We start from the raw sequence: 26,284 nt of genomic DNA, 5'->3' as shown, positions 1-26,284 counted from the left end.
GCTGCCGACGATGGTGACGTGTCGAGAAACAAGTCGATCATCCTTCTCTCGGTAGGCCACGCCTGCGTCGACGTCTACCAGGGCGCGGTCGCCGCGCTCGTGCCGTTCTTCGTCGCCGAGCGCGCCTACGGCTACGCCGCAGCGTCCGGCGTCGTCCTCGCCGCGTCCCTGCTGTCCTCCGTCGCCCAGCCCGTGTTCGGCTTCCTGACCGACCGCTGGGCGATGCCCTGGCTCCTGCCGTTGAGCACCCTGCTCGGCGGCGTGGGCATCGCGCTCAGCGGGGTGAGCGGCTCCTACGCGCTCACCCTGACGTTCGTGGCGGTGTCGGGGCTGGGCGTGGCCGCCTACCACCCCGAATCCGCCCGTATGGCACGGCTCGCCGCCCGCGGCAGCCACAGCGCGATGAGCTGGTTCTCCCTGGGCGGCAACGTGGGGTTCGCCCTGGCCCCGCTGCTGGTCTTCGCGGTCGTCAGCACCGGAGGTCTGCGGCTGTCGCCGTTGCTGGTGGTGCCTGCCCTCGTCGGCAGCGCGCTCTGCCTGCCCGTACTGCGAGCGCGCGAGGGCCCCGACGGCGCCCGGGGGGACGAGGCGCCGCCGGCCGGCCGTGACGACCGATCCTCGTTCGTGCGGCTCTCGCTCGCGGTGGTCTGCCGGTCCGTCGTCTTCGTCGGACTGAGCACGTTCGTCTCCCTCCTCGCCGAGCAGCGCATGGGCGGCGACAGGGCTGCGGGCACCGTGGCACTGCTGGTGCTCTATCTCGGCGGTGCGGTGGGTTCCGTGCTCGGCGGCAGACTGGCCGACCGCTGGGGCCGGGTGACCGTCTCCCGCTGGTCGTACCCGGCGACCGCCGTCGCGGTCGCCGGGATCGTGACCGTCCCGGGCCCGGGGCTCTACTTCTTCGTCGCGCTGGCCTCCGCCGGTCTCTACGTGCCGTTCTCCCTCCAGGTCACCCTGGGCCAGGACTACCTGCCCTCCCGGGTCGGCACCGCCTCCGGCATCACCCTCGGCCTCACCGTCAGCGTCGGCGGCCTGACCAGCCCCCTCATCGGCACCCTCGCCGACGCGACGTCCGTCCGCACGGCGCTGATTCCGCTGATCCTCATGCCCGTACTGAGCTGGCTGCTGTTCAGGACACTGAGTGAACCGCCCGCACCGCAAGACACTCGTCACCCCGGGAAGGGGGATCTGACGGGGACGAGCGGGGACCCGGCCGCCGGTTCCGGCCGGTGCACGCCCCGCGGCCGGTAGCCGAGTTCGTCGGAGCGGCCCAGCAGGTCCGCCAGGTACCAGACGATGGCCAGCCACATCTCCGTGCCCTGAAGCCCCGGCTCGGGGCCGGGACCCGGGCCGCCGGGACCGAAGCCGAAGCCCCGGCCGTCCTGCCAACGGGCCAGTACGGCGGACAGTTGCCGTTCGGCCCAGGCGCGGATCTCGGCCGTACGGTAGCCGTCGCCGCCGCCCGTTCCGAGCTGCCGGGTGCACAGCCACAGCGGGTGGGCGACGTCCAGCACGTTGCAGGCGTTCTCCTGCCCCGCCCCGAAATGGCGTGTGTCGCGGGCGTGGGCCAGGACGGTGTCCACCACCCGCTCCGGATGCGGCACCGGCAGGCCGAACTGGGCGAACGAACCGCGGGTGAGCCGGTAGTAGCCGTTGACGACCTGGAGCCGGCCCGTCTCGGGGGAGAGGACGCCGGTTCCGCCCCACATCCCGGTCGTCGGGTCGGCCCGGGTCAGCAGCCAGCCGAACAACGCCTCCAGGGCACCCGGCCGCACCCCACCCGCCCCCACCCGCCGCAGGTTCCAGTGGGCGGCCGTCGCCCAGGAGTCGATCCAGGCCCCCGCGCCCCACGCACCGTCGCGCCACGGCAGTCCGTCCAACCGCTCGACCAGCTGATGTGCCGTCATGTCCGTTGCGCCGCATACCGGATGGGGAAAGGAGGTGCCCAGCAGGTCGAGGGCGTAGCCGACGCAGAGCACGTGGTACAGGGCCGCACCCTCGCCGACGAAGCCGTCGTCGTCCACGGTGGGCGGCCCTTCCCCGAGTTCCGGCACGAGGCCGGTGACCGGGTCCTGCGCCGCGCCGAGCCGCCCGACGTGCTCCTCGGCGGTCAACGGCTCCGGTGCCCGGCCCAGCAGCAGGTCGGCGATCTCCACGGCGTCACAGTGCGCCCGGACCGTCGGAGCGGCCCCGGGGCGGTCGGCATAACGCTCCCCGTCCCAGCACCGGGCGAGGAGTTCGGCGGCCTGCGCCCGGGCACGGTGCGCGAACCGGGACAGCGGGAGGTCCGCGCCGTGGCCCGTGGAGCGCGACGGCACCTCGTCGCCCCGGCGCGCACGACCCCCGCCACCCTCCCGGCGGTCCCGCAGTGCCCGCGCCGGGTTTCCCGCTGCCACCGTCCACGCCGGCAGGTCCTTCGTCACGACCGCTCCCGCGCCGATGACGCAGTGGTCGCCGATGGTCACGCCGTCCACGACGATCACGTGCGAGCCTATCCACACGTCGTCGCCGACCTTGATGCCCCGGCTGGTGAGCGGCTGCCGGAAAACCGGCCGGTCGGGGGACATGGAGTGGTTGAAGCCCAGCAGCGAGGTGTGCGCGCCGATCCGGACGCCGTCGCCCAGCACGACGGTGCCGCGCACCGTGGTGAACGGGTTGAGCGTGCAGTCGGAGCCGGTGGTCAACTCCCCGGTGACGTAGGCGTGGGCGGCGATATACGAGTCGTTCCCGAGCCGCAGGCGGTCCGGGAACACCGCCGCGGACCCGGCGACGTAACACCGCTCACCCACCTCGCTGTCCCCGCCGATGGCCCGCTGCCGCTCCCGCTGCCCGGCTCGCTGTTCCTCGCTCGCCTCGGCGGCGAACAGCCAGGGACAGTGGTCGAAGTGGGCTGCGGACGGCCGCTGTTCGTGACCCCGCTGTCGATGATCCCGCTCTTGGTGGTCCCACTCTTCATGATCCCGCTCTTCTTGATCCATGGACGCACGCTAGGGAGCCGGGAGCCCGTGTGGGAAGAGAGCGGCGCCACGACCCGTGTGCGGCCTCAGCCGCGCTCCGTCAGCACGCCCAGCAGGGACTTGCGCAGAGGCTCCCCGGCGACGAGGAAGCTGTCACTGCCGGCCCTCCAGGGCCCACCGTCGGCGGTGATGACCACGGCGCCCGCCTCGCGGGCGACCAGGACGCCGGGCAGGAGGTTGGTGTCGTCCCGGCCGAACTGCCAGAAGCCGTCGAGGCGTCCGGCCGCCGTGTCGGCGATCTGCCAGGAGGTGGGCCCGAGATTGCGTACGGCGGCCACGTGCGGCAGTACGGCGGACAGCGACCGCCCGGCCTGCTCGGCGGCCTGCGGCTGCCGGGCGACGAACGGCGGCTGGCTGGTGGCGAGGACGGCCGCGGCCAGGTCCGTCTTCACCGACGGGCTGACCGGCAGGCCGTTGCGCGCGGCCCCCTGCCCCCGGGCGGCCGTGTACGTCTCCTTGAGCAGCGGGGCGTGCAGGACGGCCGCGACGGGCTCGCCGTCGCTGACCAGCGCCAGGCTGACGCAGAACTGCGGCAGCCCCTGGAGGAACTGCACCGCCCCGTCCACGATGTCCACGATCCACACCTCGCCGTCCGACGGCAACGCGGCCAGGCTGTCCAACTCCTCCGCCCAGGCGGCACCAGGCCGCAGCGCCCCCAGCCGCCGCCTCACGACGGCGTCGCCAGGGGCCTCCACCGCGGCGAACGCAGCGGCGAGTTCGTCGAAGGTGACCGCGGGGGCCGGCCGGGGCGCGGCCAGCAGCAGTTCGCCGACCTCGTGCGCGGTGTCGGTCATGGCGGTGAGCAGGTCCTGGTACGTCATCTCGGTCTCCCCGGGTGCGCTGGTGTACGTCCTGATCCTCGGCGGGGATGCCCATGCGGCGACGCTCCGGGCCCCTGAAGTGAGCGATACTGCCGTTCATGGCGGATCGAATGGCGGATCAGGTACTCGACGACCGCGACCAACGGCTGATCGGCGCGTTGCAGTGCGACGGAAGGCTGACCGCCGAGCGGGCCGGCGAGGTGCTCGGCATGAGCGCGCGCACGGTGCACCGGCGTTGGCAGGCCCTGGCGGCGGAAGGAGTGTGCCGGGTGATCGCCCTGCCGGCACGGCCCGACCCGGTCGGTGCGATGCTCCTGCGGATCCGGGTGCTCGGCAGCAAGCTGGACGCCCTCACGGCCGCTCTGGCGGCGCGCCCGGACATCCCCTTCATCGACCTCTCGGCGTCCGGCGACGAGATCCTCGCCGTCTCGTTGACCCGACCCGGCACCCGAGACCACCTGGTCTTCCGGGAGCTGCCCGCCACCCGTGCCGTCACCTCGGTGACGGCGGACACGATCCTGCACGTCTTCGCCGAGGCGTCCGACTGGCGGCACGGCGTCCTGAGCGACGCGGAACGCGCGGCGCTGACCCCTCCTCGGGGTGACACCCAAGGTGCCTCGGACGAGGTGGACCGCGACATCCTCGCCGCCCTGGAGGACGACGCCAGGGCTCCGGCGGCGGCGGTCGCGGCGCGCACCGGCCACCCGGACTCCACCGTGCGGCGCCGCATCGCCCGGCTCGCGGCCGCGGGCCGTCTGCGCACCCAGGTCGTGGTCGATCCGAGGCGGCTGGGGCTCTCCATCGACGCGAACGTCCTGATGCGCGTCGCGCCCGACCGCCTGGACCCGGTCGGCCGCGCCCTGGCCTCCCACCCGGCGGTCCACGGCGCCTTCTCGACCACCGGCACGGCCGATCTCCAGGTGGCCGTCTGGGTGCGGGACCTCGATCACCTGTACCGGTTCATCACCCGGGACCTCGGTGGCCTGGGCGTGGACGGTGTGGAGACCGTCATCATCGGCCAGGCGGTCAAACGCCCCGGCCGGTCACCTTTCCCGGCACGGTCCGCCGTCTCCGATCGTGTCTGATCACGATTCCCCGTCCTCAGGAGGATTGGCTTCCGCACGGGTCGGGTACGCGAGGCCAGACCCCGTCCGGACAGATCACGCCGACGGGACCGCACCGTTCGCTACCTGGGGACCTGCCATGGAGACACCCGCCAACGACCACACCGCCACCCCCGCCCAGCAGGCGCTGGACGCACTGGCCCGAAACACCGAGGACACGCTGGCGCTGGACACGCTCGCCCACAGCGAGGTGCTCGTGCCGGTGCCCGACGACGCCCGCGAGGAGGACGCCACCGACCCCGGCGCGGTCGCGCTGCCCGTGCTGGAACAGCCCGGCGGGGAGGTGATGGTGCCCGTGTTCACCTCCGAGGTCGAGATGGCCGAGCTGCTGCCGTTCGTCTCCCGCTACCGCCTGGTACCCCTCGGCGCCCTCGCCTCGCAGTGGCCGTCCGGCGACCTCTCGCTCACCATCGACGCGGCCAACAACCACAGCCTCACGCTCACGTCTGAGGGTGTACGGACGCTGCTGGCGCGGCCGTAGCGTCGTGGCCGGGCGCAGGCGGCCCGGATCGTCCGGACCGCTTCCGCGAGCCGGGAGCGGACCCGTCAAGCACAGGGCTGCTTCGACGGGGTCCCTTCCGGGAGCAGCTCACGCTCGGCTTTGGTGTAGTCGCGCCCCGCGGCGGCGCACAGGGTGTGGAACTGGATGTCGGGGCGCAGATCGAAGATCTGGCGCAGGCGGCCGGTGTCGACGGTCAGGTGGTGTCCGCGCACGAAGCCTGTGATCCAGTCATCGCCCGAGACCGGCAGGGTGTACGAGACACGGTCGTCCCTCCGGTCGTAGAACTGGACCCGATACTTGCCGTAGCGGTACGTGACGACGCTGTCGCCGGGACCGAACCCGATCAGCGCGTCGTTGCCCGTGCGGGGCGCGCCACCGGCAAGTGTTTTCCGGCGGTCGACGTCCCACACGCGCACCTGCCCGTCGGTGTGCTGCACGGCGAGATGTGAGCCGTCCTCGTCGAAGGCGAGTGCGCCGGCGGTGTGGGAGGTGATGATCGGCACGCTGACGGCCTGCCCCTGCAGTGCTGTGACCCGTCGGGGAGCCCGGACGTCCCACAGGAGGATCTCGCCGCTCTGGGTCCCCTTCCTGGTGACCGCGGCGACCTGTCCCGGATGCCCCGGGCGGGCGCTGAGCTGGCTCTTCGCGAGACTGGCTTCCATGCGGCCGGTGCCGGCCCAGTTCGGTGTGGGGTGAACCAGGAAGGGGCGGGTGCGCACGGCCGGGTCGGCGGCGTCGACCCTGGTGAGTCGGCCGTCCACGGTCAGCAGAACGATCTCGCTGCCCTGAAGTGCGGCGACACTGTCCACTTCGCCGCCTCGCAGCTCAACGACACCGTCGAGTTCCTTCGCCCCCGGCACGACATCGTCGAGCAGCACACTCTCGCCCAGGTCCCGCGCCGAGTACGACCTATACAAATTGCCGGTTTCGCCCCACACCACGATCCGCTTTGAGTCGGCCGTCCACGTGGGTATCCAGTCCACCGTCTCGGCGGGCTGCGGGAGCGACACCGACTGGTGGCGGGTGCGGGAGGCGTCGAGGATCTCGAGGCGCCGGGCGGAGGCCAGGGCGACGAAGCGACCGTCCGGCGAAACGCTGTATTTCCCCATCGTGCCCCGGAACCTTTTGCCCCCCGCCGGTTCGGCGCGCACCGCCATCAACGTCGAACCGACGGGGACGAGGACGGTGAGCCCACCGTCCGCGCGCGGCACCGCCGCGACACCGGCGTACGCGGCGGGGGCGTCGCCCGAGGTCGGGATGCGGGTCCGGTAGGTCTGCCCGGTGCGCAGGTCCGTCAGGATCGGCTCGGCGTACCCGCCGGCTTTGCCTCCTGAGTCCCAGGTGCTCTCCGGGAATTGGACGTCGAATCGAGAGGTGGCGTCCGCCGGCCCCCCGCCGGTCGGGAGCTCGGTCCTGCGCCCGGCTCCGACACCGAGGGCTTGTTCGTACGAGGTGGTGGTGCCCGACGTGACAAGGACCTCGCCGCCGACTCGTAGCTCCGCGCCACCCGAGTCCCCGGTGGTGGAGGTGTAGCTCAACCGGCCGGTACTGAGGTCTCTGACCTCGATACGCGGGCCGGCCGCCTCAGGGGGGTGGCTGATCGTCGCGACGGTGTTCGCGTCGGAGGTGAACGCGGCCTCTTTCAGCCCCTTCCTGGGAACGAGCTCGTTCGGTACGTGAATGCGGGCGCCGGAGGGCACCTGCCACACCTGGCCGAACGCGGGGGTGCACGGCCGGCTGCCGTCGTAACACTTGGTGGAGTTGTCGCCCATCATCAGCAGCAGCCGCTTCCCGTCGCTGCTGAAGTCCAGATTGCCACTGGCCTGCTCGGGAAGGTCGTGGTCACCGATCTCCAGAAGGGTGGGCTGCTGGGGACCGTCCAGCCGCCACAGCCGCACCCCGTCGGCTCCGGTCGCGGCGAAGAAGCGGCCGTCCGGGCTGAGGGCCGTCTCCAGCGGCCCTCCCGTCGGGGCGCCGCTCAGCGGCCGTGCCCGAGGTTTACGCTCGAGAGCGCCGGTGACCACGGTGAACTTCAACCCGGTGCCACGACCGGGCTTCGACTTCACTATCAGGGTGCGGCCGTCCGGGGTGGCGTCCATACCGGTGACCTGACCGTCCCACACCATCGGATGGCTGCCCTCCAGGTACTGCCCGCGGATGTACTGGTTGAGCAGTGCTTGTTGGGTCTTGGGGTTCTGCCGGGTCTTCCACGCGGCCAGGGCGAGCTGGAGCGCGGTGGCGGGGTCGCTGCCCGGGCGGTCCTCGGCGGTCTGGGCGAGCAGGTTCGCGGCCTGGGTCCGCAACTGCTGCTCGGTGGCCTTGAGGCTCCGCCAGGTGGAGAACGCCAGCACCACGGCCAGCACCGTGAGAACGGCCAGCCCCGCGACAGCGCCCTGTCTGAGGCGGGCGCCGCGTCGGGAGTGGCGGCGGCTCAGCCGGATGTAGTCGCGTTCCTCGGCGGAGACGTCCTCGGGGTGCTCGGCAAGCCTGCGCTCGGCGTCGGCCAGGTCGGTGCCGTTCAACAGGCGCCCCGGCTCACGATCCTGAATCTGCCAGCGGTGCAGGTCGGCTCGCAGTTGTTCCTGCCAGGAGCGGAAGTCGCGGGAGTCGACGAGCCACCGCCTCAGGCGCGGCCAGAGTCCGGTCAGTGCCTCGTGTGCCAGATCGACGATCTCCTCGCCCTCGGCGCCCCCCGGGGCGCGGGAGAGGACGACGAGCTTGCCGGGGGCCAAGTCCCGTGCCAGAGCGAGCAGTTCCGGAGCGAGGTCGGCGGCGCGGGTGGGCCTGCGGGCGAAGGAGGTGCCACCGTCGTCGGGCCGGGCCAGCTGGACGAAGAGCCGTCGGGCGCAGTCCTGTTGGGCTTGGGTCAGCGCGGCGAAGGCGTCCTCCGCGTAGCCGACGAGAGCGCCCGCGACGCCGCCCAGCTCGTCGTAGGCGGCGTGGGTGAGCATCGAGCGAGTGCGGCGCCTCCACAGCTCGGTCAGGGCGAACTGGACCAGTGGCATCCGCCCGGGCTCGTCACCCGCGTCGACGACGATCCGCTCCGGAAGGCCCGGCTCGAACCACAGCCCCGGCACGGCGTCGACGGGAGCCGTCACCGCCCGCTCCAAGTCCTTCGCGGCCAGCGGCGCGAGGAACTCCACGGCTTCGCTGACGAGGTCGGACGTGCCGGGCGTCACCAGCACACCGAGCGAGTCGGGCCGCGCGGTGGCGACGACCCGCAGCACGGCCGCACCGTCGTTGCCCGCCAGGGCGGCGAGCAGCGCGAACAGGTCGCGGGCGGCGGCGGGATCGGCGCCCGCGTACTCCTCGAGCTGGTCGACGAAGAGAACGTGCCCGGCGCCTGCTCCGCGTGCGAGAATCCTGCCCCGTAACTCGGCGGGTACGTCGTCCTCCCCGTTCTCCAGGAGCACCGCCAACTCCTCGGCTCTGGTGAGCCGTTCGACCTCGCCGAGCCCCGTCTCCAGAAGCCCGGTCAGCGCCCGGGCGAGTACGGCGACCGCCCGCGCCCCCGGCACGGGCCGCAGCTCGGACACGCTCATGCCCTCGGCCCGTGACCGGGGCAGCACCCCTGCCCGTACGAGGGATGACTTCCCGCACCCGGAAGGCCCCGCCACCAGCGTCACCGGCCGCCTGCGCACGGCCTCCGCCACGCGGGCGATCTCGCTGTCGCGGCCGTGGAACAACTCCGCGTCGTCCTCCGTGAACGCCGCGAGCCCCTTGAACGGACAGCGCGGCCGCAGGGTCGGTTCGTCGACCAGATGGGCCGACGGCACCAGATACGCGGTGGGCTCGCCCCGGTGCGCGGCGACCATCATGCCGACCACGCCGTCCTGGGCGTCGTCCCACACGGGCGCCCCGCTGTACCCCTCCGCGACGCGCGGCCCCGGCTCCTGTGTCTGGATCTGCAGCCAGCCCGAGCCCTGTCCGGCGCGCAAGGTGCCCGACGCCCATACGCCGTGGTCGGCGCCGGCCGGGTAGCCCAGTGCCCGGAACGTGTGCCCCCATACCTCGGTCCCGTCGACCAGCGGCACCGGCCGGGCTCCCTCGACCGCCGTGTCGAGCCGCAGCAGCGCGACGTCCACCCCGTCGCGCCGCCACGACACCACGCCCGCCCGCGCCCCGGGGCGACCGCCCAGCAGCGGAAAGTCGAGGCCCACCTGCCCCTCGGGCACGCTCTCCGCGGTGTCCGGCACGCCGAGTGCCCGGGCGACGACATGGGCGCAGGTGCACACCACATCGGCGGCGACGAGGAACCCCGCGCCGATCACCGCGCCGGCGGCCGAGTAGATCCGAACCTGTGACGCCTCCAGGACGTCGCTCCCCCGTACAGCGGCCATGGACCCCCGCTCCCTGACGTGTCGCGTGGCACTGGACAAGTCAGCATCCCCGGCAGGGGCTTGCCCACACAACTCACCGCGCACGCCACAGGACCAAACCGGACGGCCCGCCAGGCCGCCCCTCCGGCCTACTGCCCGCCCAGCATCCGCACCAGCGCGCCCCGCTGCAACGGCAGTACCTCCGCGTGCAGCTCGCGGCCCTTGGCGGTCAGGGAGACCCAGACGCCGCGCCGGTCCTCGGCGCACACGGAGCGTTCCACCAGGCCGTCCTTCTCCAGACGGGCGATGAGGCGGGAGAGCGCGCTCTGGCTGAGATGGACCCGTCCGGCGAGGTTCTGCACGCGGCACAGGTCGCCCGGTGCGGGTGCCTCGGAGGCGAGGATGTCGAGGGCCTCGAAGTCGCTCGCGCCCAGGCCGTACGGGTGCAGCGCGCGGTCGATCTCGCACATCGTGCGCGCGTGCACCGACAGGATGTCCCGCCACCGCTCCTCGAGCCCGGCGTCGACGGTCTTCGATGCCATACCCGCACGGTAACACCGATTCCGGACATAGTTGACTATGCAACTATGTCCGGGAGGGAGCCTCAGGCGGCCGGATCCTGGGTCAGCCCGACCAGATTCCCGTCCGCGTCCTTCACGAAGGCGATCAGCTTGCCGCCGCCCACGTCCTGGACGTCCTGAAGCACCTCGGCACCCGCCGCCTCCAGGGCCGCCAGCCGCGCCCGAATGTCGTCCACGTGCCAGTACGGCACCGGGCCGGTCATTCCCCTTGCGTGCCCGTTCGGGTCCAGTCCGACGTCCTGCCCCGCGGACTTGAAGCCGACGTAGTACGACTCGTCCGCGTACGGCTCGACCTCCAGCAGCGCACTGAACAGGGCCTTCGCCCGCTCGAGGTCCTTCACGGGATAGATGATCGTCTTCAGCGCGGCGGCCATGACGTACTCCTCGGGTCGACATGAGAGCGACGGCTTCCGTCGCTGTTCCCACGCTAGGCCGGAGACCCGCCCCATCGCTTCTCCGATCCTGACCGGCCACCGCCGACCGGTTCCCGGTCCATGGCGGCGGACGTTCCGGCCGGCCGATGCTCGTGGCTGCGGACCTATGGAGTGGCCCCCTCGGTCCCCCCGGCACGACGCAGCCGCCCTCACCGCCGCAGCACCGCAGAGCCGCCCCAGCCGTGCCCATCGTCGCAGCACGACGAAGCCGTCCCCGTCACGTCGACTCACGTCGCACCAACTCCGTGGGGAGGATCACCGCGGCCGGGTCGTCCCCGCCTATCTGGGCGAGCAGGACGCGGACCATCTCGTTGCTGATGCGGTCCCACGGCTGGCGGATGGTGGTGAGGGCCGGGTTGGCGGCGGTGGCGGCGGGGGAGTCGTCGAAGCCGCCGACCGCGACGTCCTCGGGGACCCGCCGCCCGGCCCGCCGCAGTGCCGCCAGCACGCCCTGCGCCATCAGGTCGGACGCGACGAACACCGCGTCCACGTCGGGGGCCTGCGCGAGCAGCCGCTCGGCGCCCGCCTCGCCGCTGGCCCTGCTGTAGTCGCCGGAGACGATCAGCCGCTCGTCGCTCTCGACGCCCGCCTCGGAGAGGACCTCCTTGTAGCCGGCGAGCCGCTCCACACCGCCCGGGGTGTCCAGCGGTCCGGTGACCACGCCCACCCGGCGCCGTCCGAGGGACAGCAGATGGCGGACCATGTCGCGCGCGCCGTCGCGGTCGTCGGCGGCCACGTAACTCACCTTCGAGCCCAGCCCGATCGGCTTGCCGCAGGCCACCAGCGGCACCCCCGCCTCCCGCAGCTCCTCGGCGACCGGGTCCCCGGAGTGACTGGAGACGAGGAGCACGCCGTCGACGTGCCCGGCGGTGATGTACCGCGTGATGCGCCGCCGTTCGTCCTCGGTCCCCGCCAGCATCAGCAGCAGCGGGATGTCGTGCGCGGCCAGCGCCTGGGTGCAGCCGCGCAACAGGACGTTGAAGTTGGGGTCCTCGAAGAACCGCTCCTGGGGCTCCGTGAGCAGGAAGCCGATGGAGTCCGAGCGCCCGGTGATCAGCGAGCGGGCGTGCCGGTTGACGACGTAACCCGTCTTCTTGATCGCGGCGTTCACCGCTTCCTGCGCGGTGGGGCTGACGTAGTGCCCGCCGTTGAGCACCCGCGAGACGGTGCCCCGTGAGACACCTGCCTCGCGCGCCACGTCGTGGATCGTCGGCGGTCTGCGCCGGGCGCCCGCATTGCTCATGGTCATGACTTTACGGCCCCGGACAGCAGATCCAGGCTCCAGAACCGCTGGATGACCAGGAAGAGGGCGACCAGCGGGATCACCGCGAGGAACGCGCCTGTGATCACCAGGGTGTACAGGGCCGGGGTGTTGGCACCCTGTTCGAGGAGGGTGAACAGTCCGAGCGTGATCGGGAACCTCTCGTCGTCGCTGAGCATGATGTACGGCAGCAGGAAGTTGTTCCACACCGCCACGAACTGGAACAGGAACACCGTCACCAGGCCGGGCACCATCATGGGCAGCGCGATCCGGGTGAAGATCCGCCATTCGCTCGCCCCGTCCATCCGCCCGGCCTCGACGATGTCGGCGGGGACGGCGGCGGCCGCGTAGATTCGGGCCAGGTAGACGCCGTACGGCGAGAGGATCTGCGGCAGCAGCACGGACAGGTACGAGTCCGTGAGGTCGGCCTTCGCCAGCAGCAGGTACTGCGGTACGGCGAGGATCACCGGCGGCATCAGCACGCCGGCCAGCAGCACGTTGAAGATCGCCTCCCGGCCGCGGAAGCGGTAGATCGCCAGCGCGTAACCGCTGAACGCCGACACACACGTCGACAGCAACGCGCCGAGCCCGGCGTAGAGGGCGGAGTTGCCCATCCACTGCCAGTAGATGCCGTCGCGGTAGGCGCTGAGGTCGGTGAGGTTGTCCATGAAGCCGGTGCCGGGCAGGAACGTGAACGTGGAGAACAGCTCACTGCCGGACTTGGTGGACGCGATCACGACCCAGGCGACGGGAAGCAGGCAGTAGATCGCCCCCAGCAGCAGCGTGATCGTCGGGACCAGGGCGATCCGGTTGCGCAGTGGCGGACGGCCCTGCGCGGTACCGGTCGTGCCGGCCGCCGAGGGGACCTTCTGGACGGCGAGAGAACTCATCGTGCTGCCTCCTGCCTGTTGCGCCGGTTCGCCGCCCGCAGGAAGCCGAACGACAGCACCAGCGTGGCGAGGGCGATGATCACGGCCTCGGCGGCCGCCTGGTAGATGTCACCCGTGCCGAACGCGTCCCGGTACACCTTCATCAGCGGACTCCACGTCGTGGACACCGAGTTGGTGAGGGGCTTGAGGGTGGTCGGCTCGTTGAACACCTGGAGCGTGGCGATGATCGAGAAGAAGAAGGTCAGCACCAGGGACGGCGCCACCATCGGGATCTTGATCCGAAGCGCGATCTGCAACGGGGTGGCGCCGTCCAGCTTCGCCGCCTCGTACACCTCGGCCGGGATGGCCCGCAGGGAGGTGTAGATGACGATCATGTTGAAGCCGGTGCCGCCCCAGACCGCGATGTTCGACAGGGCGAGGTACAGCGGACCGCCGTCCAGCAGGTCGGGCTGCGGCAGGCCCAGCCTCTCCAGCACGAAGTAGAACGGGCTGACGTCCGGCAGGTACAGGAAGCCCCACAGCAGCGCCGCCACGACACCGGGGATGGCGTACGGCAGGAAGATCGCGAGCCGGGTGAACGGGGCGAGCCGCACCTTGTCGGAGTCGAGCATCAGCGCGAACAGCAGCGCCAGGCCCAGCATCACCGGGACGACGACGCAGCCGTAACCGAGCACGCGCAGCGCGCCGTCCACCAGTTCGTTGTCGGTGAGGGCGTCGGTGTAGTTCTCCACACCGGCCCAGACCTCCCTACGGGCACCCGACCCCAGGCCGAGCCCGGAGACCTTCACCTTGCGGAAGCTGAGCCAGATCGCGTACCCGATGGGCAGCGCGAAGAACAGAGCGAACAGGGTCGCAGCGGGGAGGAGGAAGGCATACGGGGCCCCCTTGACCCCGTACGACCTCCGGCTCGTGGTGGTCACTCGGAGACCTCGAAGCCCTGCTTCTTCATGTCGGTGACCGTGGCGTCCTGCATGGTCTTCAGGGCGGCGGTGAAGTCCGACTTGTCCTTGGCGGCCGCACCGAAGGCGTCCTTGAAGGACGTGTAGGCGACGTTCACGTTCGGGCCCCACGCGGACGGCGCGGTGGTCTTGGCGATCTTCGCGGCCTGGCCGTAGAAGTCGGGCTGGTTGGAGAAGTAGTCCGGCGGGGTGGTGAAGGCGCCGCTGAGCTGGGCGGACGAGGAGGCCGGGTAGATGCCGCCCTCCTTCGCGAGCGCGTTGAGGGCGTCGCCGTCGGTGTTCAGCCAGGCGGCGAACTTCGCGGCGGCCGCCTTGTGCTGGGAGTCCGTGGTGACGGCGGTGGAGGAGCCGCCCCAACTGCCGGTGACATTCTCGGAGTTCGACCACTGGGGGAGTGGGGCCATGGCCCACTTGCCCTTGGTGTCGGGGGCGGCGGTGTTCAGCGTGCCCGGCGCCCACACCGCGCTGACCCAGGCGATCTGCTTGCCCGTGTTGATCGCCTTGTTCCAGGCCGGCGTGTACATCGGCTGGTTGTCGACGGCGCCCTCCTTGACGAGGTCGCCCCAGAACTTCGCGACCTTCTCGGTCGCCGGGTCGTCGATGCCGACCTTCCACTTGTCGCCGGAGGTCGTCCACCACTTGGCGCCGGCCTGCTGGGCGAGACCCGCGAAGAGACCGGAGTCGTTGGCGGAGAAGGTGGTGAGGTCCTTGTCGGGCGCCACCTTCTTCAGCTGTCTCGCGGTCCCGGCGAACTGCTCCCAGGTCGTCGGGACCGTCAGCTTGTACTTCTTGAAGAGGTCCTCGCGGTAGTAGAACATCATCGGGCCGATGTCCTGCGGCACCGCGTAGACCGCGTCCGTGCCCAGCGTCGTCTGCTGCCAGACGCCCTCGGCGAACTTGTCCTTCGCGTCCCCGACGTTCTTCGCTATGTCCGCGAGCGCGTCATTGCTGACCAGGGTCGGCAGCGCCTGGTACTCGGCCTGCACCAGGTCCGGCGCCTTGCCGGCCTTGTGCGCGGTGAGGATCTTGGTGACCAGCGTGTCGCCGGACGCCTGCTTCTTCACCGTGACGGTGATCTGGTCCTTCTTCCCCGGCCCCTTGTTCCACAGGTCCACGACCTTGTCCATGCCGGGCGTCCACGTCCAGTACGTGAGTGAGGCCGGCCCGGACTCGGCCGCACTGTCCTTGTCCTCCGAGCCGCACGCGGCGAGGGCGGTGGCGCCGAGCGTGACGGCGACGGCCGACGCGGCGACCTTGAAGAGCCGAGAGCGCTTCGTGTTCGGCATGGAATTTCTCCCCTGACCTGGGCTCCCGCCTGCTGCGAGAGCCTGCCATGCTTCTGTGAGCGTTCACAGTAGAGAAACATCCCGGACACTTGTCAATGGTTGTTGCTGTGCGGTTATGTTGGGCTCGCACCGCCGCCAGCCGTGTGTGCACGTTCCCAAATGATCGACCAAAACGGGAGAGATCCATGCCGGAGACCACACCCAGGGGCCTCACCAGGCTCGCCTTCGGTGGGGACTACAACCCCGAGCAGTGGCCGGAAAGCGTCTGGCACGAGGACGTCCGGCTGATGCGGGAGGCCGGTGTCACCCTGGTGAGCGTCGGCATCTTCTCCTGGGCCCTGCTGGAACCCTCACCGGGGGAGTACGACTTCGGCTGGCTCGACCGGATCATCGACCTGCTCCACGACAACGGCATCCGCGTCGACCTGGGCACCCCCACCGTCACCCCGCCCGTCTGGTTCTACCGCGCGCACCCCGAGGCGCTGCCCGTGACCGAGGACGGCACCCGCTACGAGTTCGGCAGCCGGGCCGCCATCTGCCACAGCAACGCCGACTACCGCGCCGCCGCCGCCACCATCACCACCGAGCTCGCCGAGCGCTACGGCGACCACCCGGCCCTGGCCATGTGGCACGTGCACAACGAGTACGGCGTCCCCGTCTCAGCCTGTTACTGCGACTCCTGCGCCGCCCACTTCCGCCGCTGGCTGCGCACCACCCACGGCACGGTCGACGCCGTCAACGAGGCCTGGGGTACCGCCTTCTGGGGCCAGCGCTACACGGACTTCGACGAGATCAACCCGCCGCGCCGCACCCCCACCGTCGGCAACCCCGGCCAGGCACTCGACTACAAGCGGTTCGCCGACGCCACCATGCGCGAGAACTTCGTGGCCGAGCGGGACATCCTGCACCGCCTCTCACCCGGCGTGCCGGTCACCACCAACTTCATGACGGCCCTCAGCCAGTGCGACTCCGTCGACTACTGGGCCTGGGGCCGCGAGGTCGACATCGTGACCAACGACCACTACCTGATCACCGACGGCCGCCGCACCCATGTCAACCTCGCGATGGCCGCCGACCTCACCCGCTCCGTCGCCGACGGCGCCCCCTGGCTGCTCCTGGAACACTCCACCTCGGGCGTCAACTGGCAGCCCCGCAACCCGGCCAAGGCCCCCGGCCAGATGGCCCGCAACTCCCTCGGCCACGTGGCCCGCGGCTCCGACGGCGCCCTGTTCTTCCAGTGGCGGCAGTCCCGGCGCGGCGCCGAGAAGTTCCACTCCGCGATGCTCCCGCACGGCGGCACCGACACGCGCGTGTGGCGCGAGGTCGTCGAGCTCGGCGCCTCGCTCGACTCCCTGAGCCCGATCCGCTCCACCCGCACCGTGGCCGACGTCGCCGTCCTGTGGGACTGGCACTCCTGGTGGGCGCAGAACCTCCAGTGGCGCCCCAGCGAGGACCATGACCCGCGCGAGCGTGCCGACGCCTTCTACGAGGCCCTCTACGACCGCCACCTCACTGTCGACTTCGCCCATCCCGAAGCCGACTTGTCGAGGTATCCCCTTGTCGTCGTCCCGGCCCTCTACCTGATGACGGAGGCGGCCGGCCGCAACCTCCGGGAGTACGTGGAGCGGGGCGGCACCCTCGTCGTCTCCTACTTCTCCGGCATCGTCGACGAGCACGACGCCGTCCACGAGGGCGCCTACCCTGGGCCGTTGCGCGACGTCCTCGGTCTCACGGTGGAGGAGTTCTCACCCCTCCTCCAGGGCGAGCGGGTGCGCATCACGGGACTCGACGGCTCCGAACTCGCCGGCGACGTGTGGACCGAGTTCGTGGTGCCGCGCGGCGCGGAGACCGTCTGGACGTACGCCGACGGCCTCACCGCCGGCCATCCGGCCGTCACCCGGCACCGCCTCGGCGAGGGCACCGCCTGGTACGTCTCCACCCGTCTGGGCACCGAGGGCCTCGACGCGCTCCTCGGCTGGGCCGCCGACGACGCGGACCTCGCCCCGCGCGCCGACCTGCCCCGGGACGTGGAGGTGGTCCGCCGTACGGGCGAGTCGGGCAGCTATCTGTTCGCGATCAACCACACCGCCGGCGACGCCAAGGTGCCGCTCGACGCGCCCGGCACCGAGTTGCTCACCGGGGAGCGTGCCGTCGGCCGCCTCGCGGTCCCCGCTGGAGCCGTCCGGGTCGTACGACTCGACGGCTGAGCCGACTCCCCTCCGCCTGTGCGAGCCGCGAGCCGCGGGCGGAGGGGCCCCTCCACTGACGAGGGACCCCCCATCCCGATCACGTCGAAGGGACGACGGACGACGATGTTCCATCCCAGACGCACCCTCCGGGCCCTGCTGTTCCCCCTCGCCGCGGGGCTGGCCCTGACCGCGCTGCCGGCCCAGACCGCCCAGGCCGCGAGCGCCCTCACGAACGGCGGCTTCGAAAACGACGGCACCGGCGCGGCCACGCCCGGCGGCTGGACCGAGTACGGCGACACCGGTGCCTCGTTCACGGAGGCCGGCGGCCACAGCGGGAGCTACCGCCTGTCCCACTGGGCGACCACCGCGTACAAGGTGGAGACGTACCAGTACCTGTCGGGGCTGACCGACGGCCGCTACAGGCTCACCGCCTGGGTCCGCTCCAGCGGGGGCCAGAAGTCCGCCTACATAGCGCTGAAGAACTGCGGCGGCACCGAGCAGCGCACCGACCTGCCGGTGTCGACGAGCGGATGGATCCGTATCGTCGTGCCGGTCAATGTGAGCAACAACCAATGCACCATCAGCATCAACAGTGACGCCAACGCCGGCAACTGGATCAATGTTGACGACCTGACCTTCACGTCCGGCACGAGTGGACTGCCGATCAAGGGTGCCGACATCTCCTCCCTCCCCAAGAGCGAGGCCAAGGGCGGCGTCTACAAGAACGGCTCCGGCGCCACCGGCGACGCCGTCACCATCCTCAAGAACGCGGGCATGAACTACGCGCGCGTGAAGGTGTGGGTGAACCCCGCCGACGGCTACAACAACAAGACGCGCGTGCTGGCGCTGGCCAAGCGGGTCAAGGCGGCCGGCATGAAACTGCTGGTCGACTTCCACTACTCGGACAACTGGGCCGACCCGGGCAAGCAGACCAAGCCGGCGGCCTGGGCGGGCCACTCGTACAGTCGGCTCAAGACGGACGTGTACGACCACACGTACGACGTGTTGAGCGCGTTGAAGGCTCAGGGCACCACCGCCGACATGGTCCAGGTGGGCAATGAGATCAACGGGGGCATGCTGTGGAACGAGGGATCCACCTCCAACTGGTCACAGCTCGCCGGTCTGCTCAACTCCGGCTACAGCGCGGTCAAGGCGGTCAACCCGTCCACGACCGTCGCCCTGCACCTGGCCAAGGGCGGTGACCTGGCCGGCACCCGGTGGTGGTTCGACAGCGCGGTCTCCAACGGTGTGAAGTTCGACGCGATCGGCCTGTCCTACTACGGCTACTGGCACGGTCCGCTCTCCGACTTCCAGAGCACGCTCGACGACGCGGCCGCCCGCTACGGCAAGCCCGTCTTCGTCGCCGAGACGGCCTACCCGTTCCGGCTGGACAGCGACGACTCGCTCACCAACCAGATCGACACCACCGGTGAACTCGTCACCGGCTACCCCGCGAGCGTGGCCGGTCAGACCGCGTGGATGAACACGGTGGCGAACATCGTGGAGGCCGTCCCGAACGGCCGGGGCCTCGGCGTCTTCTACTGGGAGGCGACCTGGACCGCGGTCAACGGCAACGGCTGGGACCCGACCGACGCCTCCTCCGGCAACGGCTGGGAGAACCAGGCCCTGTTCGGCTACGACGACAAGGCACTCGGATCCATGTCGTGGTTCAGCCACCGTTGAACCCACGACGAAGGGGCCCGGCCGCGCGGCAGCGGCCGGGCCCCGCCCGTGTTTCCGGGAATGAGGACCGACCGGCACGATGTGGGCCGAACGCCCTTGTGCCGTAAGGGCGTTCGATCCCGGACAAGGCGCGCGGAGTTGCGGACACGGTGGCGTCCGCTGCGAAACATTGGGAAGACCGGTACGAGGAGGCTCGGACAGAGGGGAACGACATGCTGAGGACTCCTGTCGGTGAGCGACGCCTGGACATCCTGGAATGGCTCAAGGACCCGGTCACGCACTTCCCGCCCCAGCGACACGCCGACCTCGTCGAGGACGGAGTCGGCGAGGACGCCATCGCCACCAAGCTCGGCGTACGCCGCCACGTCGCCCGGACCCACCTCACCCTGCTCGCGGACCTCGGCCTCCTGCGCGTCCGGCGCATCCGCCGCCGCGCCTACTACCGGCGGGACGAGGTACGCATCGCTGAGATCGCCCGGATGTTCGAGAAAGGCTGGTAGGAGACTTTGATGCGGACAGCGCACCGCCCCGAGACCCTCGTCCCCCGCAGGTACGTCGACATCGGCGCCCGGGGCCCGGAGGACGTCGTCGCCGACTCCCACGGCCGTGTGCTGACCGGCGTGGAGGACGGACGCGTCCTGCGCCTGGACGGACTCAGCGATCCCACCGGGGCCCGCGTAGAGACGCTCGCCGAGACCGGCGGCCGGCCGCTCGGCCTGGAACTCCTCGACGACGAGACCCTGCTGGTCTGCGACGCCGAGCGCGGACTGCTGCGGATCGGCCTGGACGACGGCACCGTCCACGTCCTCACGGACACCGCGGCGGGGGAGCGGCTGCGGTTCTGCAGCAATGTGATCGCCCTGCCCGACGACAGCGTCTGTTTCACCGTCTCCAGCCGCCGCTACCCCCTCGACCAGTGGATCGGCGACCTGGCCGAGGACACCGGCACGGGCCGTCTGCTGCGCCTCGTTCCCGGCAGCACCACCCCCGAGGTCCTCCAGGAGGACCTGCACTTCGCCAACGGACTCGTCCCCAGCGCCGACGGCTCCTTCCTGGTCGTCGCCGAGACGTCCGCGTACCGGCTCACCCGCCACTGGCTCACCGGCCCCCGGGCCGGACACAGCGAGCCCTTCGTGGAGGACCTGCCGGGGATGCCGGACAACGTGTGGCGCGACGGACGGGACGGACCGATCTGGGTCGCCCTGGCCGGACCCCGCGTCCCCCCGCTCGACCTGCTCCACCGCGCCCCGGCCGTCGTACGCCGCGCCGCCGCCCGCGCCGCCGTGCGCGCTCCCTTCCACCCCACCGGAACCGTCGGGGTCCTGGCGATCGACGACGACGGCCGGATCGTCCACCACCTGACCCGCCGCCGTTCCGGCTTCCGCATGGTCACCAGCGTCTGCGAGACCGGCGGTCACCTGGTCCTCGGCAGCCTGTGGGAGCGGGGCGTCGCGGTGTGCGAGGCCCCGGCCGCGCGCTGAGAGCGGCGTTACCCTGTTGACCGGCCGTGATCACCCCGCGAGCGCGGTGACGGGGCCGAGGCAGGAGACGTACGACATGACAGTCCCGGAGGCCGAGAGCGTCCGCACCCCCGCCGCCAGGCGGTCCGCCCGGCACAGCCGGTGGTCCGTCGTCGCGGTGGTCGCGGCCGGCGGCGCGCTCGGCGCGTCGGCCCGGTACGCGGCCTCGCTCCGGTGGCCCACCGGGGCCGGCGGCTTCCCCTGGACGATCTTCTGGGTCAACGTCGTCGGCTGTGCCGTGATCGGTGTGTTCCTGGTCGTCGTCACCGAGGCGATGGCCGCCCCCCACCGGCTGCTGCGCCCGTTCTTCGGCACGGGCGTGCTGGGCGGCTTCACCACCTTCTCGACGTACGCCGTCGACATCCAGAAACTGCTGGACGCGGGCCGTGCGGGCACGGCTCTCGCCTATCTCGCCGTGACCCTGTTCGCGGCCCTTACGGCGGTGTGGCTGGCGGCGACGGCGACACGTCGTGTCCTGATCCGGAGGCAGCGATGACCAGGCTGACCGGCAGTGCCCTGCGCGTGACGGTGTTCGTCGGCGAGAACGACACCTGGCACCACAAGCCCCTCTACAGCGAGATCGTGCACCGGGCGCACGCCGCCGGCCTCGCCGGGGCCAGTGTCTTCCGGGGCATCGAGGGCTACGGCGCGTCCTCCCTCATCCACACCTCCCGGCTGCTGTCCCTGAGCGAGGACCTGCCGGTGGCGATCGTGATCGTCGACTCGGAGGAGCGCGTGCGCGCCTTCCTGCCACAGCTCGACGAACTGGTCACCGAGGGGCTGGTGATCCTCGACGACTGCGAGGTGATCCGGTACGCGGGCCGGGAGGGCAAAGAAGGCGAACCGGACACGAAGGGTAAGAAGTCGTTGTGAACTGGCTGCTGGTCGTCGCCGGCGGGATGGTCGGCGCCCCCTTGCGCTACCTCACCGACCGCGCGGTGCAGTCCCGGCACGACTCGGTCTTCCCCTGGGGCACCTTCGTGGTCAACGTCACCGGCTCCCTGGTCCTCGGACTGCTGACCGGTGCCGTCTCGGCCGGGGTCGCCGGTTCCCACCTGCAGCTTCTCCTCGGCACCGGCCTGTGCGGGGCGCTGACGACGTACTCCACGTTCTCGTACGAGACGCTGCGGCTGACCGAGACCGGCGCGGGTCTGTACGCCGCCGCCAACGTCGTGGCGAGCATCGCGGCGGGCCTCGCGGCGGCGTTCGCCGGGGTGTGGCTCGCGCAGGCGCTGTGGTCGTAGGCAGCCGCGGCACACCCGTACCTGGTAGGACTGGCCGAGCACTGTGTCGACCCGTCCCCAGAACTGGATCCCATGAGCGCCATCTCCGTCGGTCAGGCTGTCGTCCTCGGAGCCGTCGAGGGGGTGACCGAGTTCCTGCCCGTGTCCTCCACCGGCCATCTGAAGATCACCGAGGGGCTGATGGGAATCCAGGTCGACGACCCCGCCGTCGTGGGGTTCTCGGCCGTCATCCAGGTCGGCGCGATCGCCGCGGTGCTCGTGTACTTCTTCAAGGACATCGTGCGGATCGTGTCCGCCTGGGGCCGCGGCCTCGCCAACCGGGACGAGCGGTACCACCACGACTACAAGTTCGCCTGGTGGGTCATCTACGCGACGATCCCCATCGTCGCCGTCGGCCTGGCCGCCAAGCCGCTCATCGAGGGGCCGCTCGCCTCGCTCTGGGTGGTCGCGGGCTCGCTGATCGTCGGCAGCGCGGTGATGTGGGCGGCCGACCAGATGGGCCGCCACAAGCGGGGTGAGGACGACACCTCGTTCAAGGACGCCATGCTCGTCGGCAGCTCGCAGATCCTCGCCCTGCTCTTCCCCGGCTTCTCCCGCTCCGGCGCCACCATGTCCACGGCCCTTATCCTCGACCTCGACCGGATCGCCGCCACCCGGCTGTCCTTCTTCCTCGGCATCCCCGCCCTCACCGGCGCCGGCCTCTACGAGCTCAAGGACGCCCTGGGTACGGGCGTGGGCGCGGCGCCGCTGGCCGTCGGCACGGTGGTGTCGTTCGTCGTGGCCTACGCCTCCATCGCCTGGCTGCTGAAGTTCGTCGCCAAGCACTCCTTCAACGCGTTCGTGGTCTACCGGATCGTCGTCGGTGTGCTGCTCTTCGGACTCCTGGCCACGGGTGCGCTGAGCAGCTGACACGGCCGACCGGCAGCGGCGGGAAGTCTGGTTTCAGGCGTCCCGCCCGCTGAATTTCTCCATTCGACGCCCTTGACACCGCCCTCACGTCACCCGGAGTATCACTTCCGTGAACCTGTCAGACAGCCAGACAGCTGGTTCGGTGCCGCGGCGCGTCAGCGCCATGGAAGCGGTGCTGACGCACCTGCGCGCCGCCATCGAGCGCGGTGACTACGCGATCGGCGACAAGCTCCCCTCCGAGGCGGAGCTCTGCCGCACCCTCGAGGTGTCCCGGCCCGTGCTGCGGGAGGCCCTGCGCGCCCTGCAGACCATGGGCCTGACGGTCTCCAGGACCGGCAAGGGCACCTTCGTCGTCGCGCGTGCCGTCGAGGACCCCACCTTCGGCGACTACGCGGCCAGCGACCTGCTGGAGGTGCGCCGCCACGTCGAGATCCCGGTCGCCGGGTACGCGGCCAGGCGCCGTACCCCGGAGAACCTGGACCACCTGGCTCATCTCCTCGACCGCATGGAGCGGGAGACGGACACCACCGCGTGGGTCGCGATGGACACCCTCTTCCACCTCGCCGTGGCCGAGGCCGCCCAGAACCCGGTCTTCCGCCGGGTCATCGAGGAGATCCGCGACGCACTGGCGCGTCAGTCGGCCTTCCTCAACGAGCTGGGCGGACGGCGCGAGCAGTCCAACCGCGAGCACCGGGCCATCGTCGAGGCCCTGATGGACGGTTCCGCACACGACGCGGTGGAGGCCATGTCCCACCACCTCGACCGCGTCGAGACCACCCTCACCGACATCGTGCGCTCCCCGCGCACGGACATCCCCACGGAAGGCGGAACCGAGGCGTGAGCGAGCAGTTCCTCAAAGACGAGACGCGCCCATCCTCCCCTCACGTCGACGCCGGCGACGCGGGCTACAGCAAGTCCCTGAAGTCCCGGCACGTCAACATGATCGCCATCGGCGGAGCCATCGGCACCGGCCTCTTCCTCGGCGCGGGCGGCCGGCTCGCCGACGCCGGGCCCTCCCTGTTCATCGCCTACGCGGTCTGCGGCGTCTTCGCCTTCCTCGTCGTGCGCGCCCTCGGCGAACTCGTCCTGTACCGGCCCTCCTCCGGCGCCTTCGTGTCGTACGCCCGTGAGTTCCTCGGCGAGAAGGGCGCCTACACGGCCGGCTGGATGTACTTCCTCAACTGGGCCACCACCGGCATCGCCGACATCACCGCCGTCGCCACCTACACCCACTACTGGGGCATGTTCTCCGACGTCCCGCAATGGGTGATCGCGCTGATCGCGCTCGCCGTCGTCCTCATCGTGAATCTGATCTCGGTGAAGATATTCGGCGAACTGGAGTTCTGGTTTGCCATCGTCAAGGTCGGCGCACTCGTCGTCTTCATGTGCATCGGCATCTTCCTGCTGGTCACCCAGCACCCCGTCGATGGCGCCGCCCCCGGCCCCTCGTTGATCACCGACAACGGCGGCGTCTTCCCCAGCGGCCTGCTGCCCATGCTGCTGATCATCCAGGGCGTCGTCTTCGCCTACGCCTCCGTCGAACTCGTCGGAGTCGCCGCCGGTGAGACCGAGAACCCCGAGAAGATCATGCCGAAGGCGATCAACTCCATCATGTGGCGCGTGGGCCTGTTCTACGTCGGCTCGGTCGTCCTGCTGTCGATGCTGCTGCCCTGGAACAAGTACACCTCCGGCGAGAGCCCCTTCGTCACCGTGCTGTCCAACATCGGCATCCCCGCCGCGGGCGGCGTGATGAACCTGGTCGTGCTCACCGCGGCCATGTCCTCGCTCAACTCCGGCCTGTACTCCACCGGCCGGATCCTGCGCTCCATGGCGATGTCCGGCTCCGCCCCCAAGTTCACCGCGGTCATGAGCCGCAGTCAGGTCCCGTACGGCGGCATCCTGCTGACCAGCGGCATCTGCGTGCTCGGCGTCGGCCTCAACTTCGTCGTGCCCGCCGACGCCTTCGAGATCGTGCTCAACTTCGCGGCGATCGGTATCCTTTCCACCTGGGGCATGATCATGGTCTGTCACCTGCTCTTCTGGCGGAAGACCCAGCAGGGCGAACTGACCCGCCCCGGCTACCGACTGCCGGGCTCCCCCTGGACCGAGATCGTGACGCTGGCGTTCCTCGCCTCCGTCCTGGTCCTCATGTACGCCGACGGCGGCGCCGGACGCACCACCGTGCTGTGCCTGCCGCTGATCGTCGCCGCGCTCGTCGCGGGCTGGTACGCCATCCGTGCCCGCGTCGCGCGCCTCTCGACCGAGGCCGACGCCTGACCCAAGGCGCCGGTCGCCGCCCACCACCAGTGAACAGGCAGTGATGTACAGCAGTTCCCTCGCCGACGCGCCCGCCGTCCGTGAACCCCTGCACGCTCCCGTCGCCCATCTCGTACGCGGAGGGGTGATCGAGGGCATCCACTACGGTTCCGTCGTCGTCCTCGACGCCGACGGCGAGGTCCGGCTCCAGCTGGGCGACGTCGAGGTCGCGTGTTACCCACGCTCCGCCCTCAAGCCACTCCAGGCCGTCGCCATGGTGCGCGCCGGGCTCCCGCTCGACGGGGAACTGCTGTCACTCGCCGCCGCCAGCCACTCCGGCGAGGAACGCCACCTCGCCGGCGCCCGGCGCATCCTCGAACTCGCCGACGTCAGCGAGGACGACCTGCGCAACGTCACCGACCTGCCGTTCGACCCGGTCGTCCGGGACGCCTGGGTCCGCGAGGGCCGCCTGCCCTCGCGGCTCGCCCAGAACTGCTCCGGCAAGCACGCGGCGATGCTGTACACCTGCAAGCTCAACGACTGGTCCCTGGAGGACTACCTCGACCCCGCCCACCCGCTCCAGCGGGCCATCGCGGAGATCGTCGAGGACCTCACCGGGCAGCGCATCGCCCGCGTCACCGTCGACGGCTGCGGCGCGCCCCTGTTCTCCGTCTCCCTGCACGGCCTCGCCCGGGCCGCCGCCCGCATCACCACCGCCCCGGCCGGCACCCCCGAGGCCCGGGTCGCGGACGCGATGCGCGAGCACGCCGAAATGGCGTCCGGCGCCGGCCGGGACGTCGCCGCGCTGATGCGGGCCGTGCCCGGACTCCTCGCCAAGGACGGCTTCGAGGGCGTCGAGGTCGCCGCGCTGCCCGACGGCCGCGCCGTCGCCGTGAAGATCGCCGACGGCGCGAACCGGGCCCGCATACCGGTCACCGCCGCCGCCCTCGCCCGCGCCGGGGTCGACCCGGACCTGCTCGGCGAGTTCGCGGGCGAGCCGCTGCTCGGCGGCGGCGAACCGGTCGGCAGCGTCCGGCCGGTGCGCGCGCTCGACCCCGTCGCTGCCGCCGCCCACGCTTGATCCCCACCTCAGGTCAACCACCTCAAAGAAGAGGACCCGCTCACCCATGACCGCCGCCGCCACCCGTAGCGAACACGATCTGCTCGGCGACCGGGATGTGCCCGCCGAGGCGTACTGGGGTGTCCACACCCTGCGCGCCACGGAGAACTTCCCCATCACCGGGACGCCGATCTCCGCGTACCCGCATCTGATAAACGCCCTTGCCGCGGTC

Annotated in this window: 23 protein-coding genes and 1 pseudogene; 15 read left to right on the top strand and 9 right to left on the bottom strand. The window is 71.0% G+C overall.

From position 1 onward, the window contains the following. Positions 1-18 precede the first annotated feature (18 nt). Positions 19-1,248: an MFS transporter gene (locus tag IG99_RS31795; protein ID WP_037680087.1), complete on the top strand. Its 1,230-nt coding sequence runs from the start codon at positions 19-21 to the stop codon at positions 1,246-1,248. Here IG99_RS31795 and IG99_RS31790 read toward each other — a convergent pair. Together IG99_RS31790 and IG99_RS31785 are read right to left on the bottom strand one after the other, a co-directional pair. Beyond that, positions 1,167-2,975 (bottom strand): acyltransferase, encoded by a 1,809-nt coding sequence (locus tag IG99_RS31790; protein ID WP_078948024.1) that lies wholly within the window; start codon positions 2,973-2,975, stop codon positions 1,167-1,169. The two genes, IG99_RS31795 and IG99_RS31790, sit on opposite strands and share 82 nt — an antisense overlap. A 65-nt stretch (positions 2,976-3,040) precedes the next feature. Further along, positions 3,041-3,835, bottom strand: coding sequence for an inositol monophosphatase family protein (locus IG99_RS31785; protein ID WP_037680086.1), 795 nt, complete (start codon positions 3,833-3,835; stop codon positions 3,041-3,043). A gap of 98 nt (positions 3,836-3,933) precedes the next feature. On the opposite strand from IG99_RS31785, the gene IG99_RS31780 reads away from it, so the two are divergent. Then, positions 3,934-4,920, top strand: a complete 987-nt coding sequence (locus tag IG99_RS31780) for an AsnC family transcriptional regulator (RefSeq protein ID WP_037680085.1) — start codon at positions 3,934-3,936, stop codon at positions 4,918-4,920. 118 nt (positions 4,921-5,038) lie between these two features. After that, entirely contained in the window at positions 5,039-5,440 is a 402-nt protein-coding gene (locus IG99_RS31775; protein WP_037680084.1) for an SseB family protein, read from the top strand. Positions 5,441-5,505: 65 nt separating this feature from the next. On the opposite strand, the gene IG99_RS31770 is transcribed toward IG99_RS31775, so the two are convergent. From IG99_RS31770 to IG99_RS31740, 7 genes are all read right to left on the bottom strand, one after another. Continuing rightward, positions 5,506-9,801, bottom strand: a complete 4,296-nt coding sequence (locus IG99_RS31770) for an nSTAND1 domain-containing NTPase (protein ID WP_037680082.1) — start codon at positions 9,799-9,801, stop codon at positions 5,506-5,508. Between the two features lie 128 nt (positions 9,802-9,929). Further along, positions 9,930-10,322 (bottom strand): MarR family winged helix-turn-helix transcriptional regulator, encoded by a 393-nt coding sequence (locus tag IG99_RS31765; protein ID WP_037680080.1) that lies wholly within the window; start codon positions 10,320-10,322, stop codon positions 9,930-9,932. 62 nt (positions 10,323-10,384) lie between these two features. Further along, a complete protein-coding gene (locus IG99_RS31760; protein ID WP_037680079.1) occupies positions 10,385-10,735 on the bottom strand; it encodes a VOC family protein in 351 nt (116 codons plus the stop codon). A gap of 277 nt (positions 10,736-11,012) precedes the next feature. Then, positions 11,013-12,044 carry a LacI family DNA-binding transcriptional regulator gene (locus IG99_RS31755; protein ID WP_037680076.1) on the bottom strand — a complete coding sequence of 344 codons (1,032 nt, stop codon included), beginning with the start codon at positions 12,042-12,044 and terminating at the stop codon, positions 11,013-11,015. Beyond that, positions 12,041-12,946 (bottom strand): carbohydrate ABC transporter permease, encoded by a 906-nt coding sequence (locus IG99_RS31750; RefSeq protein ID WP_037680073.1) that lies wholly within the window; start codon positions 12,944-12,946, stop codon positions 12,041-12,043. The genes IG99_RS31755 and IG99_RS31750 overlap by 4 nt, the downstream gene beginning before the upstream one ends. Next, positions 12,943-13,866, bottom strand: coding sequence for a carbohydrate ABC transporter permease (locus IG99_RS31745; RefSeq protein WP_037680071.1), 924 nt, complete (start codon positions 13,864-13,866; stop codon positions 12,943-12,945). The genes IG99_RS31750 and IG99_RS31745 overlap by 4 nt, the downstream gene beginning before the upstream one ends. After that, complete coding sequence (locus tag IG99_RS31740; protein ID WP_037680068.1) at positions 13,863-15,191, bottom strand: ABC transporter substrate-binding protein; 1,329 nt, start codon at positions 15,189-15,191, stop codon at positions 13,863-13,865. The genes IG99_RS31745 and IG99_RS31740 overlap by 4 nt, the downstream gene beginning before the upstream one ends. 185 nt (positions 15,192-15,376) lie before the next feature. Between IG99_RS31740 and IG99_RS31735 the strand changes: the two genes are divergently transcribed. The 12 genes and pseudogenes from IG99_RS31735 to aspA all read left to right on the top strand — a co-directional run. Then, positions 15,377-17,398, top strand: a complete 2,022-nt coding sequence (locus IG99_RS31735; RefSeq protein ID WP_037680065.1) for a beta-galactosidase — start codon at positions 15,377-15,379, stop codon at positions 17,396-17,398. A gap of 105 nt (positions 17,399-17,503) precedes the next feature. After that, on the top strand, positions 17,504-19,063 hold the full coding sequence (locus IG99_RS31730; RefSeq protein WP_037680063.1) for a glycosyl hydrolase 53 family protein: 1,560 nt from the start codon (positions 17,504-17,506) through the stop codon (positions 19,061-19,063). A 212-nt stretch (positions 19,064-19,275) separates the two neighbouring features. Beyond that, positions 19,276-19,563: a hypothetical protein gene (locus IG99_RS31725; protein ID WP_037680061.1), complete on the top strand. Its 288-nt coding sequence runs from the start codon at positions 19,276-19,278 to the stop codon at positions 19,561-19,563. A gap of 9 nt (positions 19,564-19,572) precedes the next feature. Next, positions 19,573-20,544: an SMP-30/gluconolactonase/LRE family protein gene (locus IG99_RS31720; protein ID WP_037680059.1), complete on the top strand. Its 972-nt coding sequence runs from the start codon at positions 19,573-19,575 to the stop codon at positions 20,542-20,544. A 76-nt stretch (positions 20,545-20,620) separates the two neighbouring features. After that, on the top strand, positions 20,621-21,079 hold the full coding sequence (crcB, locus tag IG99_RS31715; RefSeq protein WP_037680058.1) for a fluoride efflux transporter CrcB: 459 nt from the start codon (positions 20,621-20,623) through the stop codon (positions 21,077-21,079). Further along, entirely contained in the window at positions 21,076-21,456 is a 381-nt protein-coding gene (locus IG99_RS31710) for a DUF190 domain-containing protein (protein WP_037680056.1), read from the top strand. Before crcB (IG99_RS31715) ends, IG99_RS31710 begins: the two co-directional genes overlap by 4 nt. Continuing rightward, the gene (gene crcB / locus IG99_RS31705; protein WP_037680054.1) at positions 21,453-21,827 is read left to right on the top strand and encodes a fluoride efflux transporter CrcB; all 375 of its coding nucleotides are present in this window, start codon (positions 21,453-21,455) and stop codon (positions 21,825-21,827) included. The genes IG99_RS31710 and crcB (IG99_RS31705) overlap by 4 nt, the downstream gene beginning before the upstream one ends. Positions 21,828-21,899: 72 nt before the next feature. After that, positions 21,900-22,736, top strand: coding sequence for an undecaprenyl-diphosphate phosphatase (locus IG99_RS31700; RefSeq protein WP_037680051.1), 837 nt, complete (start codon positions 21,900-21,902; stop codon positions 22,734-22,736). 109 nt (positions 22,737-22,845) lie between these two features. Beyond that, positions 22,846-23,577: a FadR/GntR family transcriptional regulator gene (locus tag IG99_RS31695; RefSeq protein WP_078948023.1), complete on the top strand. Its 732-nt coding sequence runs from the start codon at positions 22,846-22,848 to the stop codon at positions 23,575-23,577. Then, positions 23,574-25,013 (top strand): amino acid permease, encoded by a 1,440-nt coding sequence (locus tag IG99_RS31690; RefSeq protein ID WP_037680049.1) that lies wholly within the window; start codon positions 23,574-23,576, stop codon positions 25,011-25,013. Before IG99_RS31695 ends, IG99_RS31690 begins: the two co-directional genes overlap by 4 nt. Before the next feature lie 43 nt (positions 25,014-25,056). Continuing rightward, positions 25,057-26,073, top strand: a complete 1,017-nt coding sequence (locus IG99_RS31685; protein WP_037680047.1) for an asparaginase — start codon at positions 25,057-25,059, stop codon at positions 26,071-26,073. A gap of 46 nt (positions 26,074-26,119) precedes the next feature. Further along, a pseudogene (gene aspA, locus IG99_RS48030) lies at positions 26,120-26,284 on the top strand (aspartate ammonia-lyase); the annotation flags it as partial.

The organism is Streptomyces griseus subsp. griseus (assembly GCF_000720255.1).
In the GTDB taxonomy this organism is placed as follows: domain Bacteria; phylum Actinomycetota; class Actinomycetes; order Streptomycetales; family Streptomycetaceae; genus Streptomyces; species Streptomyces griseus_I.
Note: the sequence above shows the minus strand (reverse complement) of the source record. Positions and strands in the feature narration are given on the sequence as shown.

Coding starts and splice junctions, on each gene's coding strand:
- IG99_RS31750 (WP_037680073.1), bottom strand. CDS start 12,946: ATGAGTTCTCTCGCCGTCCAGAAGGTCCCCTCGGCGGCCGGCACGACC.
- IG99_RS31780 (WP_037680085.1), top strand. CDS start 3,934: ATGGCGGATCGAATGGCGGATCAGGTACTCGACGACCGCGACCAACGG.
- IG99_RS31685 (WP_037680047.1), top strand. CDS start 25,057: ATGTACAGCAGTTCCCTCGCCGACGCGCCCGCCGTCCGTGAACCCCTG.
- IG99_RS31735 (WP_037680065.1), top strand. CDS start 15,377: ATGCCGGAGACCACACCCAGGGGCCTCACCAGGCTCGCCTTCGGTGGG.
- IG99_RS31740 (WP_037680068.1), bottom strand. CDS start 15,191: ATGCCGAACACGAAGCGCTCTCGGCTCTTCAAGGTCGCCGCGTCGGCC.
- IG99_RS31785 (WP_037680086.1), bottom strand. CDS start 3,835: ATGACGTACCAGGACCTGCTCACCGCCATGACCGACACCGCGCACGAG.
- IG99_RS31775 (WP_037680084.1), top strand. CDS start 5,039: ATGGAGACACCCGCCAACGACCACACCGCCACCCCCGCCCAGCAGGCG.
- IG99_RS31700 (WP_037680051.1), top strand. CDS start 21,900: ATGAGCGCCATCTCCGTCGGTCAGGCTGTCGTCCTCGGAGCCGTCGAG.
- IG99_RS31725 (WP_037680061.1), top strand. CDS start 19,276: ATGCTGAGGACTCCTGTCGGTGAGCGACGCCTGGACATCCTGGAATGG.
- IG99_RS31770 (WP_037680082.1), bottom strand. CDS start 9,801: ATGGCCGCTGTACGGGGGAGCGACGTCCTGGAGGCGTCACAGGTTCGG.
- IG99_RS31765 (WP_037680080.1), bottom strand. CDS start 10,322: ATGGCATCGAAGACCGTCGACGCCGGGCTCGAGGAGCGGTGGCGGGAC.
- crcB (WP_037680058.1), top strand. CDS start 20,621: ATGACAGTCCCGGAGGCCGAGAGCGTCCGCACCCCCGCCGCCAGGCGG.
- IG99_RS31755 (WP_037680076.1), bottom strand. CDS start 12,044: ATGACCATGAGCAATGCGGGCGCCCGGCGCAGACCGCCGACGATCCAC.
- IG99_RS31790 (WP_078948024.1), bottom strand. CDS start 2,975: ATGGATCAAGAAGAGCGGGATCATGAAGAGTGGGACCACCAAGAGCGG.
- IG99_RS31720 (WP_037680059.1), top strand. CDS start 19,573: ATGCGGACAGCGCACCGCCCCGAGACCCTCGTCCCCCGCAGGTACGTC.
- IG99_RS31730 (WP_037680063.1), top strand. CDS start 17,504: ATGTTCCATCCCAGACGCACCCTCCGGGCCCTGCTGTTCCCCCTCGCC.
- IG99_RS31710 (WP_037680056.1), top strand. CDS start 21,076: ATGACCAGGCTGACCGGCAGTGCCCTGCGCGTGACGGTGTTCGTCGGC.
- IG99_RS31760 (WP_037680079.1), bottom strand. CDS start 10,735: ATGGCCGCCGCGCTGAAGACGATCATCTATCCCGTGAAGGACCTCGAG.